Here is a 15,275-nt window from a genome sequence, read left to right as displayed (position 1 = left end):
GCACCGGGTCTCGAATGGGCCACGGGCGGGCGGCCCGCACGTCGCGCTCAGGCGACGGGGCTACCCTTCCACGTCAGACACCCCCGCCTACCGACCCGGAGTACCGATGATCCGCCATGCCAGCATCGAGCGAGCCGCCCTGTGCGACACCTTCCTCGAGGTCGGGCCCGACGCGCCCACGCTCTGCGGTGGCTGGACCAGTGGGGACCTGCTGGCCCACCTCCTCGTTCGCGAGGGACGGCCTGATGGTGCCGCCGGGATCCTCGTACCGGCGCTGGCCGGCCGGACCGAGAGAGCGATGGCCCGGCTCCGGGAGGAACACGACCACGCATCCCTCGTGGAGAGGCTGCGTCAGGGGCCACCGGTATGGCACCCGACCCGTGTCCCCGCGGTCGACGAGAAGGCCAACCTCGTCGAGATGTTCGTCCACCACGAGGATGTTCTGCGCGCCGGGCTCGGCGCTCCCCGACGCTCCTTGAGTGCGGCGCTGGTCTCAGCTCTCGGTGACCGGCTCGAAGCGATGGCGCCCCTGCTCTTCCGCCGTACCCGTGGGGCACGCGTGGAACTCGTCACGGCCAAGCGCCGCACCCGGATCGGCTCCGGTGACGGGCCGGTGGTCCAGATCCACGGGCGTCCGGGCGAGATCCTGCTCTTCGGTTTCGGTCGGCGCGATGTCGCCGAGGTCGAGCTGATCGGCCCTCCCGAGGCCGTCGAGACGGTCCGGACGACCGACTACGGGCTCTAGGAGCCACTCCCGTCGACTCCGGCGTCACCTCGACGCACCGCGTGCCCGGCGGCGGCCAACACATCCTTGACCGCCCCGATCGTCACCTCACCGAAGTGGAAGATGCTCGCTGCGAGAACGGCATCGGCGCCGGCGTCCACGGCCGGTGGGAAGTGCTCTGCAACGCCCGCTCCTCCGCTGGCGACCACCGGTATGTTCACCTCGGGCCGGACCGCCGCGATGAGCTCGAGATCGAAGCCGGCCTTGGTGCCGTCCCCGTCCATCGAGTTGAGCAGGATCTCACCGGCACCGAGCTCGGCAGCCCGGGCGCACCACTCGACGGCATCGATCCCGGTGCCGCGGCGACCGCCGTGGGTCGTCACCTCGAAGCCACCCACGAGCGAGCCGTCCTCGGCCCGCCGGCGTCGAACGTCAGCGGAGAGCACGAGCACCTGGGCGCCGAAGCGGTCGGCGACCTCGCTGATCAGCTCGGGGCGCGCGATGGCTGCGGTGTTGACCCCGACCTTGTCCGCTCCGCAGCGCAGGAGCCGGTCGACGTCCTCGACGGTGCGCACTCCCCCGCCGACGGTCAACGGGATGAAGACCTCCTCGGCGGTGCGGGTGACCACGTCGTAGGTGGTCGACCGGTCACCGCTGCTGGCGGTGACGTCGAGGAAGGTCAGCTCGTCCGCGCCCTCGCGTCCGTACCGACGGGCGAGCTCGACCGGGTCACCGGCATCGCGGAGGTTCTCGAAGTTGACGCCCTTGACGACCCGTCCGGCGTCGACGTCGAGGCAGGGGATGACACGCACGGCAAGGGACACGCTGGCAGCCTACCGAGTGGCGGCGCAGGCTACGCTTCGCCCCGATGCCGCCCCTGACCCAGATCCTCGCCCACGCCCGCGACGCGCCCCCGTCCTGCGGTCGGGTGCACGTGATCGGAGTCGACGGCCGCAGCGGGGCGGGCAAGACGTCGCTGGCGCACCAGGTGGCCACGGCATGGTCGGCGCCCGTGGTGTCCATGGATGAGATCTATCCCGGCTGGGACGGCCTGGCGGAGGGTGCGGCGATCCTCCTGTCCCATGTACTCATTCCCCTGTCGAGGGGCCGCAACGTGGCGGTTCCCACCTGGGACTGGGTCCGCGACGCCCCCGGGGCACCCCGGAGGCTGGAGGTCGGTGATCGGCTCGTCGTCGAGGGGTGCGGCAGCACCGTCGGCCCCGCTGCGGACCTCATCGGCACCTTGGTGTGGCTCGACGGCCACGAGAGCGTGCGGCGGGAACGCGCCATCGTCCGTGACGGCGAGGTCTTTGCCGCGCACTGGGACATGTGGGCGCAGCAGGAGGCGCGGCTCTTCGGCGCGGACCGGACCCGTGAGCGAGCCGATCTGGTCCTGCGGGTCTAGCCTCAAGGGGGTGACCCACGAGGAACTTGCCCGCGAAGCGGCTCAGACCATCGTCCTGTGCCTCGGGGTCGCGGTCGTTGCCGTCATCCTCTCCGACGTCCTCGCGCGGTGGCTGCCGCTGCCCACGGTCGTGCTCGAGATCCTGGGGGGCATCGTCATCGGGCCCGCCGTGCTCGGCATCGCCACGGACAACCTGATCGTCTCGTCGTTCTCGGAGCTCGGGCTGGCCGTGCTGATGTTCCTCGCCGGCTACGAGCTGCAGCTGTCACGCATCGCCGGGGCACCACTGCGCTCGGCCTGCACCGGATGGGTCGCCTCGCTGCTGATCGGTCTCGCAGCGGGTATCACCGTGGTGAAACTGGCCGGCCCGGAGCAGGACGTCTCCAGTGGTGTCATGCTCGGTCTCATCTTCACCACCACGGCGCTGGGGACCATCCTGCCCATCCTTCGCGACGCCGGGGAGCTGGACACCCGGTTCGGCAGCGTCGTCGTGGCCGCCGGCGCGGTGGGCGAGTTCGGCCCCATCCTCGCCATCGCGCTGTTGTTGTCCGGCCAGTCCCCGCTCCGCACGGTTCTGGTGCTCATCATCTTCGCGGGGGTCGCCGCGATCGCTCTGGCGATGGCATCGCGACCGCGATCGCCCCGGCTGGGCCGACTCCTGAGCCACACCCTGACGACCAGCGGCCAGCTGGGTGTGCGCATGGCCATGTTCATCGTCATCCTGCTCGCGTGGATCGCGGGGCACCTGGGCCTCGATGTTCTCCTCGGGGCCTTCATCGCCGGCTTGGTCGCCCGGCTGTTCCTGTCCGGTGTCGACGAGCACGCGCAGGAGCAGACCATCGCTCGCCTGGAGGGCGCCGGCTACGGATTCCTGGTGCCGATCTTCTTCGTCGTCAGTGGCATCCGGTTCGACCTCGACTCCCTGCTGGCCTCCCCCTTCGCGCTGGTCATGATCCCGCTGTCGCTCGTCGCCTTCCTCCTCATCCGCGGGGTCCCGACCTACGTCGCGCTCCGCGGAACGCTCTCCGGGAGGGAAAGGACGGGTGCGAGCATCTACACCGCCACCGCTCTCCCCCTCATCGTGGTCATCACCACGATCGGGGTCGACAGCGGGGAGCTCACCCGGGCCACCGCCGCCGCTCTCGTCGGGGCGGGGATGGTGTCAGTCCTGGTGTTCCCTCTGATCGCCACCCACGTGCGAGGCGTCTCCACTCCGCCGTCCGCCGGCAAGTGGGCAGGCACCTCCGACGCGCTCTAGCGACCTTCGGCAGAGGCGCCATGGCTCCCGACGAGGTCGGCCAGGCGTTGCGCGTCATCGAGAGACCGAGGACCATCGGCCCGCTGGATGGCCATGACGGCCATGTCCATACCGTCGGCGAGGTCGATGCGCACCCACGGCATGCCCTGCGAGAAGCGCACCGCGACGATGTCCTCCCACGGCACGTGCTCCCCCGGCCCGAGGTTGCGCACCCACAGGCCGTCCGCATCGGGCCGGGCGTGGATCGTCGCGTAGCGGTGCAGGAACGCAGCGGTCGCCACCCCGATCCCCGCGATGGTGAGCCGGTCCACGACGCCGTAGTGCCCGGGCATGGTCATGGCGAGCACGATGGCTCCGACGAGAATCCCCACCCCGATGACGATGGGGACGATCCGGCCGCGCACCGGCCGAAAGGCCTGCGTCGCGGCGCTGTCGGCGTTGGTCACAGCCGGCACGCAGAGATCTCGGTGACGAGAATGGCGCGCGCTCCGAGGTTGTACAGCTCGTCCATGATCCGGTTGGTCTGCCCCCGCGGAACCATCGAGCGCACGGCGCACCACGACTCGTCGTGCAGCGTGCTCACGGTCGGCGACTCCAGGCCGGGTGTCAGGTGCACGGCGCGATCCACGAGCTCGGCGGGACAGTCGTAGTCGAGCAGCACGTACTCACGGGCGGTGACGACGCCCCGGATACGGCGGTGGAGCACGTCGATCCCGGACTCACTGGCGTCGGACCGGCGGATGAGCACGGCCTCGCTGCGCAGGATCGGCTCACCGAAAACCTCCAGGCCCTGCTGGCGCAGCGTCGTGCCGGTCTCGACGACGTCGGCGATCGCGTCGGCGACACCGAGGGTGATGGCGGTCTCCACAGCACCGTCGAGGCGGACGACCTCGGTCGAGACCCCCTTCGCCGACAGGTGGCTGCGTACGAGGCCCGCGTAGGAGGTGGCAACGCGCCGACCGTCGAGGTCCGCGGCGGAACTGGCCTCGCCCGGGCGCGCGGCGAAGCGGAAGGTCGATCCCGCGAAGCCCAGGCCCATCACCTCGGTCGCGGCCGACTCGGAGTCGAGCAGCAGGTCGCGGCCGGTGATGCCGGCGTCGACCTGCCCCTGCCCGACGTAGACGGCGACGTCCCGGGGACGCAGATAGAAGAACTCGACGTCGTTGTCGGGGTCGGCCACGATCAGCTCCTTGCTGTCGCGGCGGACCCGGTAGCCCGCCTCGCGGAGCATTTCCACGGCGGGTTCGGACAGGGAGCCCTTGTTGGGCACGGCGATGCGCACGTCGGTCCTCTCAGAGGTGGGTGTAGACGTCGTCGGGGGTCAGGCCACCGTCGATCATCAGCACCTGCAGGTGGTAGAGCAGCTGGCTGATCTCCTCGGCCAGCTCCTCCTTGCTCTCGTACTCCGCAGCCATCCACACCTCAGCGGCCTCCTCGACGATCTTCTTGCCGATCGCATGGGTGCCGGCGTCGAGCTGGGCGACGGTGCCCGAGCCCTCGGGCCGTTCCGCGGCCTTCTGGGTGAGTTCGGCGAAGAGGGTGTCGAAGGTCTTCACAACGGTCCAGCCTAGTTGGCCGCGGCCGATGTCGACGCCACGGGTTCACCGTCCGGACTCTCGGCCCGGGTCGCGCGTCGCCAGACGAGGAAGCCGTAGAGGACGAAGAGGGCGTAGACCGCGTAGAGCAGGGCGGTCGGCAGGTATCCGCTGTGCCACAGCAGGGGCACTCCCACGAGGTCCACGCCGATCCAGATCAACCAGAACTCGTTCCAGCCCCGGGCCATCGCGTACGTCGCGAGCAGCGAGCCCATAAAGATCCACGCGTCCGCCCAGTAGTACCAACGCGGCGCCGGCCAGCCCGCACCGAGCGTGGCGAAACCCTGCTGCACGACGACGATCCCGATGACCAGGGTGAGCGCCAGACCGAGGCGCTCGGTCCCCTTCGCCCACCGTGGGGTGATCGCTCGGCCATCACCGTCGTGCCGCTGCGCCTTGACGTGCTGCCAACGCCACCAGCCGAAGAGCGAGGTGGCGATGAAGAAGATCTGGCGGGCCGACTGGCCGAAGAGCGGCGCCTTGTCGTGGACGCCCATCGTGATGCCGATGTAGACGAGGAAGAGGATCGCATTGCCGACGATCCCGATCGGCCAGGCCCAGATCTTGCGGAGCATTCCTCCGATCGCCGAGGCGAGACCGAAGCCGATCCCGATGACCTCCATGAGCGACAGGCGGTAGCCGGCGATGTCGACGCCCGCCGAGTAGATCCAATCGATGATGGACACGCGTCGTCCCTGACCTGACCGAGCGGCTCAGTGGGCGTGGCGGAGCGCCAGCTCCCGAAGCTCGTCGACCGCGGACGCGGCCTCGTGCGCCCCGTACACGGCTGACCCGGCGACGAAGACGTCAGCGCCTGCCTCTGCGCACTGCTCGATGGTCTTGGCGGAGACGCCGCCGTCGACCTGGATCCAGATGTCACCACCGTGCTTCTGCACGGCCTCGCGCACCTGCGTCACCTTGGGCATCTGGTCGGCCATGAAGGACTGCCCGCCGAAGCCCGGCTCGACGGTCATGACGAGCACCATGTCGACCTCGGTCAGCAGCTCCTCGTAGGGAGCGAAGGGGGTCCCCGGCTTGATCGCCATGCTTGCCCGGGCGCCCTGGGCGCGGATGTCGCGGGCGAGGGTCACCGGGTCCTTCGCCGCCTCGATGTGGAAGGTGACGCTCTTGGCTCCCGCCTCGGCGTACGGCGGCGCCCAGTGGTCCGGGTCCTCGATCATCAGGTGGCAGTCGATCGGGATCGGACTGACCCGCAGCAGCGACTCGACGATCGGCAGACCGAGCGTCAGGTTGGGCACGAAGTGTGCGTCCATGACGTCGACGTGCGCCCAGTCGGCGTTGCTGATGGCGGCCAGCTCGGACTCGAGGTTGGCGAAGTCTGCGGACAGGATGCTCGGGGAGATCTGCACGGGGGCCAGTACACCACTAGTCGGCGGCGAGCTTGGTGTCGGTGCCCAGGATCTGCAGGGTCGCAGCCGGAGTTGGTGCCGTCGCCGTAGTTGTATCGGTAGTCCTGCGCTGCGACCTTGAACTGCACGGTCCACGAGAGCAGCCGGGGAGGTTTGCTGACCTCACCGGGCTGCAGGCCGTTGTCGTCCGGCCAGTGCGCGGCGTAGAAGGTCTCCAGGCTGATCAACGCCTTCAGGCCCACGGGTTGGATGCTCGCGGTGGGCTTGCTGAAGGGCAGCTTCCTGTAGGCGTTCGGGATTCGCGCGAAAGTCGGCACAGGCGGCGCTTCGACGGTGACCTCGACGGGCTCGCCGTCAGCGTCGGGAAGGGACACTGATTCGGGGGTGCCGCAGTAGATATCGATGTACGTCCAGGGGCCGTCGTTGGTACTGGCGTAGACCTTGGTGGGCGGCTCGAAGTCGTTCAGGTTGCCGGAGTCGACCATGCAGGCCGTGCGCGTGTTCGCGCAGATGGGTCGCCCATGTCGGTGCACGCCTCGGTACGGATGTCGACATCGACCTTCGGTGGTGCATTCGAGACCGACGGTTGGCGAGCGGTCGAATCGGAGAGATCCGTGGGGTCGAAGTCTGGCGCCGGCGCCACCGGCGTGGGGTCACTTGCTGCTCCTGCAAGATCCATGCTGACTTCTGAAGCGGCTTCTGCCCAACGATCGCCCAGTTGTGCCTTTGGGTCGCTATCCATAGTCGTGGGAGCCCCCAGAAGGAGTAACGAAGAGGCCAGGACGGGTGCGATGTTCACTTGGTTTATCCAGTTCAGGAGCACCGAGCCGTCGTCCTCCCACGTCGTATGCGTGACGAAGGTGTATTCCGCGCCTTCGTAAGTCTGCTTCTTCACGCCTTTGGCATCGACCATCGAGTTGCGCGTGCTCCTCGTCGGCAGACTGACTCGGTAACCCTTCCCGTTGGCGCGTGTGGTGGCAGTGGGGCTCCCAACCTGAATCGGGACACAGTTGGACGTCAGGCCTTCGTCAGCGTCTTCGCGAGCCAGGTCAAGAAAGCTCTGGCAGGCCTCACAGCGCTCGTCGGTGTCAGCTTCCAACCAAGAAAGATCGCCGAGTGCGTCGCTCTGGCAGATTGCTCGAACCAGAACTTCGTATAGGCCATTGCGCCCACTTTGGTCTTCGCTTGTGCGGCGGCTGGCACATCGTCGGCGCTGCCGCCTGATGCGCCATCGCTGGGGCCCGATGTCTCGGACGGCGAGTCGGTACCCTTGTCGATGGGCGAGGCAGTCGTCGCGGGAGGCGTCGGCCCGCTCTCATCCCCACACGCCGACAGACCGCTCATCGCCAAGGCGGTGGCGACCAGCAGGCCTGCTCCACGACCGAACCTCATCCAGGACCCCTTCATCGTCAGACAGCACCTCGCGGTGCTCGCTGCCATCCGGGCCGGCTGCCAAGGTAGCCAAATCTCGCGTCACCGCATCTTGGAAACCACAGGCGCCAACCGCTCCGCGATACGACCGATTCAGCGTGGGCACACCTGTTGACATCATCGAACAGGTGTTCGACTATGGATGGCAGTAGCGAAAGGGGAACCAGATGGTCCAGGCGATCGAGTCGCAGGAGTCGGGCTCAGGGCTGCCCGCGCTGCTTGCTGACACGGTGGCATGGCTGTCTGACATCGCTGTACAAGGACTGACGCAGGCGGAGCGCCTACAGGTTGTGGAGACACTCGAGGCGGCGAAGGGAGTCGCTGCCGCCGTGCAGGCCCGCGCCACGGACTCCTTCGTGGCCGAGCGAGATGCGGACGCGCAGGCGGCGGCCGCGCGGGGAGAGATCAGTCGCCGCGCAGCGGCGCGAGCTCGCAGCGCGGCCCGAGCAGAGGTGGCCCTGGCACGACGGTGCTCGCCGGGACAGGCCGATCGGCACGTCGGACTCGCACAGGCACTGACCCATGAGTTGCCATGCACGATGACAGCCCTGACCGCGGGCGACATCAGTGAGTGGCGCGCGACCATCGTCGCCCGGGAGACCGCGTGCCTGACGCGCGCGGACCGACTGGAGGCAGACCGTCGGCTGGCGGGCGAGCTGACCCGATTGGGAGACAAGGCGCTGGCCGGAGCTGCCCGCCGCGCAACCCTCGACCTCGACCCGGACGCGGTCGTCGAGCGTCGTTCCCGTGCCGTCCCGTCACGCTGCGTGACGGTGCGCCCGGCCCCCGATGGGATGGCCTACCTGAGCATCCTGGGGTCGATGATCGACGTCGTCGGCGCGCAGGCCTCGCTGACCATGGCGGAGAAGGCCCGCTTCGTGGCCACCGGCGATCCGGTCCTGGACAACTCGCGAGCTGAGGACGATCGCTCCCGAGGGGCATGGATGGCTGACACCGCGCTGGAGCGGCTCTCCGGCCGCGCAGCAGATCAGGCACAGCCGATCGAGGTCTGCCTGGTGATGAGCGAGTCCGCGTTCTTCCCCGGTCAGGACGGCCATGCCGACCATGAGAGAAGCGAGGGCGGTACCGAGGTTCCCGGATGGGGCGCGGTACCGGCATCAGCGGCCCGGGAGCACCTGCTCACCCTGCTCGAGGACGACGAGCAGCTCGACGACGAGAGCACGGAGACAGCCGGGGTCTGGCTTCGGCGGCTGTGGACCGGCCCCGGTGGCCGCGACCTGGTCGCGATGGACTCCGCGCGTCGGCTGTTCAGTGGTTCGCTGCGGCGCCTGCTCCAGCTACGGGACCCGGTCTGCCGGATGCCGTGGTGCGACGCGCCCGCCCGACAGGTCGACCACATCCACCCGGTGGCCCGTGGCGGACACACCGTCGCCATCAACGCCGCAGGACTGTGTCAACGCCACAACCTGGTCAAGGAAGAACCCGGTTGGTCGGCCGAGGTCACCGTCACGGGGCTGGACCCCGGCGGTGGACCCCACGAGTTCCACCTGACCACGCCCACCGGTCGCGAGCACCGCTGCGTCGCTGCGCCTCTGTTCGGCCACGGCCGACAACCGCGCACACGTGCACATCCCGAGTCGGAGCTCGAGCGGACACTGGAACGCTTCCTCGACGCTGCCTGACCTGACGCGCTCCCGGCTACCCCCGCTTACGCAGCACCGCCAGGAACATCCCGTCCGTGCCGTGGATGTGCGGCCACATCTGAGCGGCGGGACCGGCCCCGAGGTCGGTGAGGTCCCCCGTCGCGACCTGGTCGAGCAGCTCACGAGCATCGACCTGCTCCACGTCGTCGCGCTTCTTCACCACGTCACGCACGACAAAGGTCGTCTCGGACAGGTGCGGGCTGCATGTCGCGTAGGCGATGACGCCACCCGGTCGGGTCGCCTCGATCGCGGAGATGAGCAGGTCACGCTGGAGGGGGCCGAGGCCGACGAGGTCGCTCGGCTGGCGCCGCCAGCGTGCCTCCGGGCGCCGGCGCAGGGCGCCCAGGCCGGTGCACGGTGCATCGACGAGGACGCGGTCGTAGCGTTCGGGCTCGTCGACGCCGACCTCACGTCCGTCGCCGGTCCGGACCTCGAGGTGTCGGCCGGCAGCCTGCGCGGCATCCAGAGCCGGACGCAGGGTCTGGCGCACCAGGTCGGTGCGGTGGTCGCTGACATCATTCGCGACGAGGTCAGCCCCCTGTGCCAGCGCCTCGGCTGCGAGCAGTCCGGCCTTCCCCCCGGGCCCCGCGCACAGATCGAGCCACCGCTCGGTCGAGCCGTCCTCGTGTGCGTCCAGCGGGACGGCCGCAAGAGCCAGCGCGAGCAGCTGGCTGCCCTCGTCCTGGACGGCCGCGCGTCCCTCGCGGACTGCCTCGATGGCACCGGGGTCCCCACCATCGAGCTCGGCCGCGAAGGGGGACCAACGCCCGACGTGGGCCCCGGCCCCGAGCAGCTCGTCGACATCGGCAAGACCCGGGCGGGCGACGAGGGAAACGGGCGCGGGGACGTTGTGCGAGGCGAGCAGCTCCTCGATGGCTGCGTCACCGGTCTCGGGCGTCGCCAGACCGTGGCCGATGAGGGCCTGGCGCAGCGCCTTGATGATCCACACGGGGTGGGAGTGCTCGATCGCGAGTCGCTCGGCGAGCGGCTCCGTGGGCACGACCCGCTCGCGCCACTCCTCCACACTGCTCTCGGAGACGCGACGCATGACGGCGTTGACCAGGCTTGCTGCGCCCGGGCCGGCGACCGAGCGGGCCAGGCCGACGGCCTGGTCGGCGGCGGCGTGGTCCGGCACCCGCATGGCGAGGACCTGGTGGATCCCCATCCGTAGGACGTCGAGGACGCCGCCGTCGAGTCGACTCGTCGGACGCCGGGTGGCCTCGGCGATAACGGCGTCGTAGAAGCCCTGCATCCGCAGGGTGCCGTACGTCAGCTCGGTGGCAAAGGCCGCATCCCGGCCGTCCAGCCGTGCATGTCGCAAGGCCTTGGGCAGCTCGAGGTTGGCGTAGGCGCCGTCGCCGACGGCCCGCAGCACGGCGAGTGCGATCCTGCGCGCGGGACTGCCCTGACGTGAGCGCTGGGCGGGCGCGGTCCGCGACTTCTGACGAGGACCGCGGCGCTGGCCACCCCCGTCATGCTGTCCCCGAGGCCCACCGGACCCCGATCGTGCATCGCTCATGCCTGCTCCTCGCCCAGTCGTTCATCGGTGGCCACCCGCACGCCCCGAGCCCAGTCGGCGGCGGGCATCGGCTTCTTGCCCAGGGGGGTGACCTCACCCAGGCGGACGGCCCGGTCGGCGGTGCCGACGAGAACCTCGCGCTTGCGCGCATCGACGAGACCTGCCGACAGGGTCTCGTCGGTGATCGTCACCGGACCCAGCTTGAGCCGGTCGCCACGGAAGGTCGTCCACGCGCCGGGCTCCGGGGTGCAGCCACGGATCTGGCGATCGACCGCCATCGCTGGATGGGTCAGGTCGACCCGGGCGTCCTCGACGGTGAGCTTGGCGGCGTGGCTGATCCCCTCGGTCGGCTGTTCCTGTGGCTCTAGTTCGCCGGTCTCGATGCCGTCCATCGTCGCCACGAGAAGGGGAGCGCCCGCCTCGGCGAGCCGGTTGAGGAGATCTCCCGAGGTGTCGTCGGGCCGGATCCGCTCGGTCATCGTCCCGAAGACGGGCCCGGTGTCGAGGCCGGCCTCGATCAGGAAGGTGCTCGCGCCCGTGATCTCGTCACCGACGATGATCGCGCGCTGCACGGGAGCCGCGCCCCGCCACTGCGGCAGCAGCGAGAAGTGGAGGTTGACCCACCCGTGGGTCGGGATGCCCAGGACTTCCTGCGGCAGGAGCGCCCCATAGGCGACGACCGGGCAGCAGTCCGGTGCCAACTCGGTCAGGGTCGCGATGAATTCGGGGTCCTTCGGGCTGGTCGGGGTGAAGACCGGCAGACCCATCTCCTGCGCCGCCGTCTTGACCGGTGACGGCTCGAGGCGACGCCCCCGTCCGGCCCGGGCGTCGGGTCTGGTGACCACCGCGACGACCTCGTGGTCGGAGTCGGCCAGGGCACGAAGGGAGGGGACGGCGACCTGTGGGGTCCCGGCAAAGATCAGTCGCACGGGTGCGATTCTAGGCGGCATCGTCATGCGGCCGTCCTGTGCACCCACACCGCACGGTCCGAGTCGTCACAGTGCTCCGAGGTGACCCACCTTCACCGAGGTCAGGGCTTCTGCCTTGCGGGCGCTTTCTCCTGCCCTGAGATCCTTCAACGCTGCAGCGACGAGCGGCCCGTCGGCGAACGGAGCCTTGACGACCAGGCGCCGCTGCTCCTGCGAGTCGGCGACCGGCAGCGGGCCGAGCAGCTCGGCGTCAGGCGCCACCGAGCGCACGGCGTGCTCGATGGGCTCCACCCGCTTGCGATGCGCGATGACCTCGGCGGTCCAAGTGGTCGGGGGCAGGGAGAGCTCCGCGCGCTCGGCCAGCTCGCGGCCGGCGAACCACTGCGGGTCCCACCGCACGAGTGCCTCGACCGGCGGGATGGTCACGTGGCTCGGGGCGCCACAGAGCACAACCACTCCCCCATCGATCCACGACCGGCACAGTCCGGCAGCCGCGAACCAACGACGTACCGCTTCCTCCGCTGCCCGCAGGTCCGGACGGTCCAGACTCGCCCAGGCGTCCAGCAAGAGGACTGCGGCGTACCCCCCGTCCGCCACGGGCTCCGCTCCGGGGGTGGCCACGACGATCGCCGATTCATTGCCGACGCGCGCGTGCACCTCACCCGCGCCCGAGGTGATGACCTTGGTGTCGGGGAAGGACCGGCCGATCTCCTCGGCCGTCCTACGGGCGCCGATGACACCGGCCCGCAACCGGTCCCCATCGCAGTGCGGACAGACGAAGCCGCGGGGTGCACGACCACACCAGCCGCACTCCGGCGTCCGGTCCGGCGAAGGCAGGGCCAACGGACCACGGCAGTCCGGACACCTCGCCGGCGCACGACACGATGCGCACGACATCGCGGGGAGGTACCCGCGGCGCGGCACCTGGAGCAGCACCGGCCCCTGCGACAGCGCGGCCGAGGCGGCCCGGTGGGCTGATGAGGGTATGTGCGCCCGGGCTCCCGGACCATCCCTTTCCTCGTCGGTCCCCTCCCCGGCGACGAGCACTCGCGGGGCATCCCGTCGCGCGGCGGAGCCACCCACGAGGTGGACCCGCCCCGAGTCGACGAGCGCCGCGATGTCCGTGGACATCGTCACGCCCCCGACGAGCAGGGCCGCGTCCTCGATGTCGGCGCGCGTCGTGAGCACTTGGCGCACGTGCGCGTACGGGGCCCTGGGCTCGATGTGCAGGTCATCCCCGTCGTCCCACCACCCGACGAGCCCGAGATCGTGCACCGGCGCGTACGCGGCGGCCCTGGTACCGACGACGACGCGCACGTGTCCGCGCAGGACTCTCAGCCAGGCGGTGTAGCGCGCCTGCGGGCCCTGGTCGGCGGTCAGCCGCACGTGCTGATCGGGCCCGAGGAGCTGCGTCAGCGCCTCGTCGACACGGGTCACGTCCCGCTGGTCGGGTACGACGAGCACCGAGCCGCGACCGGAGGCGAGTGCCGCACGAGCGGCCTGTGCGAAGGCGACCGGCCAGTCCGATGCGGCCGGTCGCGAAGGGGCGGCCAGCCACGCGGCGCGTGGCGACTCCCCCGCAGCCACCCTGGACCACCATGCGGTCCCGGCCCGGTAGCCGGCCCACACGTCAGGCGTGGTGAAGACCTCGTCACCGGTGGTGGTCGCAGTGTCAGCATCGGTCTCCGCGGAGACGGTGTCCGCACCACCGGCAGGTGCGTCGGGCGCCTGAAGTGGAAGGGCCTTCTCCGCCCGCGCGTGCCGGGGCGGGATCGCCAGACGAAGCGTGTCACCACTCGTGGCTGCCTGGTGCGCGGCCAGTCGCCGGGCCAGCTCGAGGACCGGTGGAGTGAGCACCGGCTCGTCGGAGACGACCGTGCGGATCGGAGCCAGACGTCCGGCGTGCTCGGCGGCGTCCGACCGCTCGACGAGGTAGCCGGGCCGATCGCGACCGGCGAAGCGCACCTTGACCCGTACGCCCGGCTGCGCTGCCTCGTCGAGCTCCTCGGGCACGAGGTACTCGAAGGGCCGGTCGAGGTGGACCAGCCCCGTGTCGACGAGGACCCGGGCGACGGGCAGGGACAGGAGCACGGGACAAACGTAACCGGGTGGGGTGTCAGCCCGCCCGGGCGCCTCGACTCAGCGGCCGACAGCCGCCCGCAACGCCTCGACCTTGGTCGTCTGCTCCCACGGGAAGGCGTTGTCGTACCCGGCAGCCGAGGTGCGCCCGAAATGGCCGTAGGCGGCCGTCGGTGCGTAGATCGGACGCAGGAGGTCGAGTTCCTCGACGATCGCCAGCGGTCGCAGGTCGAAGACGCTGTCGACCGCCTTCTGGATCGTCTCGACGGGGACCGTCTCCGTGCCGAAGGTCTCGATGTAGAGACCGACCGGCTGGGCGGTGCCGATCGCGTAGGCGACCTGGACCTCGCACCGCCCGGCGAGCCCGGCGGCGACGACGTTCTTGGCCACCCACCGGGTGGCGTACGCGGCGGACCGGTCGACCTTCGAGGGGTCCTTGCCGGAGAAGGCACCGCCACCGTGGCGAGCCATGCCGCCGTAGGTGTCGACGATGATCTTGCGCCCCGTCAGGCCCGCGTCCCCCATCGGGCCGCCGATGACGAACTTCCCGGTCGGGTTGATCAGGGTGCGGTAGTACGAGGTGTCCAACCGCACACCGGAGTCCTTCAGCTCGGTCATCACGGGGTCGAAGACCTGCGCCATGATATCGGCCGGCAACTGCTTCACGTGGTCGACCTCCGCGGAGTGCTGGGTCGAAAGGACCACTGTGTCCAGCCGCATCGGGCTGTCCCCGTCGTAGTCGATGGTCACCTGGGTCTTGCCGTCGGGACGCAGGTAGTCCAGCACCCCGTCCTTTCGGACCTCCGTGAGTCGCTGGGAGAGCCGGTGCGCGAGGTAGATCGGCAGCGGCATCAGATCGGGGGTGTCCTGGCAGGCGTACCCGAACATCAGGCCCTGGTCGCCCGCGCCCTGCTTGTCCTTGGGGTCGATCCCGCCGGTACGGCTCTCGTAGGCGGTGTCGACACCCTGGGCGATGTCGGGGCTCTGCGCGCCGATGGACACGGAGACGCCACAGGTGCGTCCGTCGAATCCCTTCTCGGATGAGTCGTAGCCGACGCGGTCGGCGATGACCGAGCGGACCAACTGCGGGATCTCGACATAGGCCTCGGTGGTGACCTCACCGGCGATGTGGACCAGACCGGTCGTCACCATCGTCTCGACGGCGACGCGACTGTGCGGGTCGGCCTCGAGCATGGCGTCGAGGATCGAGTCCGAGATCTGGTCGCAGATCTTGTCGGGGTGACCCTCGGTCACCGACTCGGAGGTGAAGAGACGTCCGGACACGCAGTACTCCCGGGTTC

16 protein-coding genes are annotated in these 15,275 nt (G+C 69.9%); 4 read left to right on the top strand and 12 right to left on the bottom strand.

The window, feature by feature from the left end:
* The first annotated feature begins 106 nt into the window (after positions 1 to 106).
* Positions 107 to 745, top strand: a complete 639-nt coding sequence (locus BJY20_RS14950; RefSeq protein WP_185992255.1) for a TIGR03085 family metal-binding protein — start codon at positions 107 to 109, stop codon at positions 743 to 745.
* Here BJY20_RS14950 and hisF read toward each other — a convergent pair.
* On the bottom strand, positions 742 to 1,548 hold the full coding sequence (hisF, locus tag BJY20_RS14945) for an imidazole glycerol phosphate synthase subunit HisF (RefSeq protein WP_185992254.1): 807 nt from the start codon (positions 1,546 to 1,548) through the stop codon (positions 742 to 744). The genes BJY20_RS14950 and hisF overlap by 4 nt on opposite strands.
* A gap of 44 nt (positions 1,549 to 1,592) precedes the next feature.
* On the opposite strand from hisF, the gene BJY20_RS14940 reads away from it, so the two are divergent.
* Together BJY20_RS14940 and BJY20_RS14935 are read left to right on the top strand one after the other, a co-directional pair.
* Positions 1,593 to 2,129: a nucleoside/nucleotide kinase family protein gene (locus BJY20_RS14940; protein ID WP_221935342.1), complete on the top strand. Its 537-nt coding sequence runs from the start codon at positions 1,593 to 1,595 to the stop codon at positions 2,127 to 2,129.
* Between the two features lie 10 nt (positions 2,130 to 2,139).
* A complete protein-coding gene (locus BJY20_RS14935) occupies positions 2,140 to 3,387 on the top strand; it encodes a cation:proton antiporter domain-containing protein (RefSeq protein ID WP_185992253.1) in 1,248 nt (415 codons plus the stop codon).
* Here BJY20_RS14935 and BJY20_RS14930 read toward each other — a convergent pair.
* The 7 genes from BJY20_RS14930 to BJY20_RS14900 form a co-directional block, all read right to left on the bottom strand.
* Positions 3,384 to 3,833 (bottom strand): PH domain-containing protein, encoded by a 450-nt coding sequence (locus tag BJY20_RS14930; RefSeq protein WP_343062932.1) that lies wholly within the window; start codon positions 3,831 to 3,833, stop codon positions 3,384 to 3,386. The genes BJY20_RS14935 and BJY20_RS14930 overlap by 4 nt on opposite strands.
* Positions 3,830 to 4,669, bottom strand: a complete 840-nt coding sequence (gene hisG / locus BJY20_RS14925; protein WP_185992252.1) for an ATP phosphoribosyltransferase — start codon at positions 4,667 to 4,669, stop codon at positions 3,830 to 3,832. Before hisG ends, BJY20_RS14930 begins: the two co-directional genes overlap by 4 nt.
* Before the next feature lie 10 nt (positions 4,670 to 4,679).
* Complete coding sequence (locus tag BJY20_RS14920) at positions 4,680 to 4,943, bottom strand: phosphoribosyl-ATP diphosphatase (protein WP_185992251.1); 264 nt, start codon at positions 4,941 to 4,943, stop codon at positions 4,680 to 4,682.
* A gap of 11 nt (positions 4,944 to 4,954) precedes the next feature.
* Entirely contained in the window at positions 4,955 to 5,668 is a 714-nt protein-coding gene (locus tag BJY20_RS14915; RefSeq protein WP_343062931.1) for a nicotinamide mononucleotide transporter family protein, read from the bottom strand.
* A gap of 27 nt (positions 5,669 to 5,695) precedes the next feature.
* A complete protein-coding gene (gene rpe, locus BJY20_RS14910) occupies positions 5,696 to 6,352 on the bottom strand; it encodes a ribulose-phosphate 3-epimerase (protein WP_185992250.1) in 657 nt (218 codons plus the stop codon).
* A gap of 463 nt (positions 6,353 to 6,815) precedes the next feature.
* Positions 6,816 to 7,265, bottom strand: coding sequence for a hypothetical protein (locus BJY20_RS14905; protein WP_185992249.1), 450 nt, complete (start codon positions 7,263 to 7,265; stop codon positions 6,816 to 6,818).
* Between the two features lie 104 nt (positions 7,266 to 7,369).
* Positions 7,370 to 7,744, bottom strand: coding sequence for a hypothetical protein (locus BJY20_RS14900; protein WP_185992248.1), 375 nt, complete (start codon positions 7,742 to 7,744; stop codon positions 7,370 to 7,372).
* 206 nt (positions 7,745 to 7,950) lie between these two features.
* Here BJY20_RS14900 and BJY20_RS14895 point away from each other — a divergent pair, with 206 nt between their 5' ends.
* Positions 7,951 to 9,426 (top strand): HNH endonuclease signature motif containing protein, encoded by a 1,476-nt coding sequence (locus tag BJY20_RS14895; protein ID WP_185992247.1) that lies wholly within the window; start codon positions 7,951 to 7,953, stop codon positions 9,424 to 9,426.
* A 16-nt stretch (positions 9,427 to 9,442) separates the two neighbouring features.
* Here the strand turns inward: BJY20_RS14895 and BJY20_RS14890 are convergent, their stop codons facing one another.
* From BJY20_RS14890 to metK, 4 genes are all read right to left on the bottom strand, one after another.
* Complete coding sequence (locus tag BJY20_RS14890; RefSeq protein WP_185992246.1) at positions 9,443 to 10,966, bottom strand: RsmB/NOP family class I SAM-dependent RNA methyltransferase; 1,524 nt, start codon at positions 10,964 to 10,966, stop codon at positions 9,443 to 9,445.
* Positions 10,963 to 11,895, bottom strand: a complete 933-nt coding sequence (fmt, locus tag BJY20_RS14885; protein WP_185992245.1) for a methionyl-tRNA formyltransferase — start codon at positions 11,893 to 11,895, stop codon at positions 10,963 to 10,965. Before fmt ends, BJY20_RS14890 begins: the two co-directional genes overlap by 4 nt.
* A gap of 66 nt (positions 11,896 to 11,961) precedes the next feature.
* Positions 11,962 to 13,986 carry a primosomal protein N' family DNA-binding protein gene (locus BJY20_RS14880; RefSeq protein ID WP_343062930.1) on the bottom strand — a complete coding sequence of 675 codons (2,025 nt, stop codon included), beginning with the start codon at positions 13,984 to 13,986 and terminating at the stop codon, positions 11,962 to 11,964.
* Between the two features lie 48 nt (positions 13,987 to 14,034).
* Complete coding sequence (metK, locus tag BJY20_RS14875) at positions 14,035 to 15,258, bottom strand: methionine adenosyltransferase (protein WP_185992244.1); 1,224 nt, start codon at positions 15,256 to 15,258, stop codon at positions 14,035 to 14,037.
* Positions 15,259 to 15,275 lie beyond the last annotated feature (17 nt).

It is taken from the genome of Janibacter cremeus (assembly GCF_013409205.1).
GTDB lineage: Bacteria > Actinomycetota > Actinomycetes > Actinomycetales > Dermatophilaceae > Janibacter > Janibacter cremeus.
This window is presented reverse-complemented; position numbering and strand designations above follow the sequence as displayed.

Bases quoted from the DNA above. Each gene is read 5' to 3' on its own strand.
- BJY20_RS14950 (WP_185992255.1), top strand. From the start codon at position 107: ATGATCCGCCATGCCAGCATCGAGCGAGCCGCCCTGTGCGACACCTTC.
- BJY20_RS14940 (WP_221935342.1), top strand. From the start codon at position 1,593: ATGCCGCCCCTGACCCAGATCCTCGCCCACGCCCGCGACGCGCCCCCG.
- BJY20_RS14905 (WP_185992249.1), bottom strand. From the start codon at position 7,265: ATGGTCGATGCCAAAGGCGTGAAGAAGCAGACTTACGAAGGCGCGGAA.
- BJY20_RS14900 (WP_185992248.1), bottom strand. From the start codon at position 7,744: ATGAGGTTCGGTCGTGGAGCAGGCCTGCTGGTCGCCACCGCCTTGGCG.
- BJY20_RS14895 (WP_185992247.1), top strand. From the start codon at position 7,951: ATGGTCCAGGCGATCGAGTCGCAGGAGTCGGGCTCAGGGCTGCCCGCG.
- BJY20_RS14890 (WP_185992246.1), bottom strand. From the start codon at position 10,966: ATGAGCGATGCACGATCGGGGTCCGGTGGGCCTCGGGGACAGCATGAC.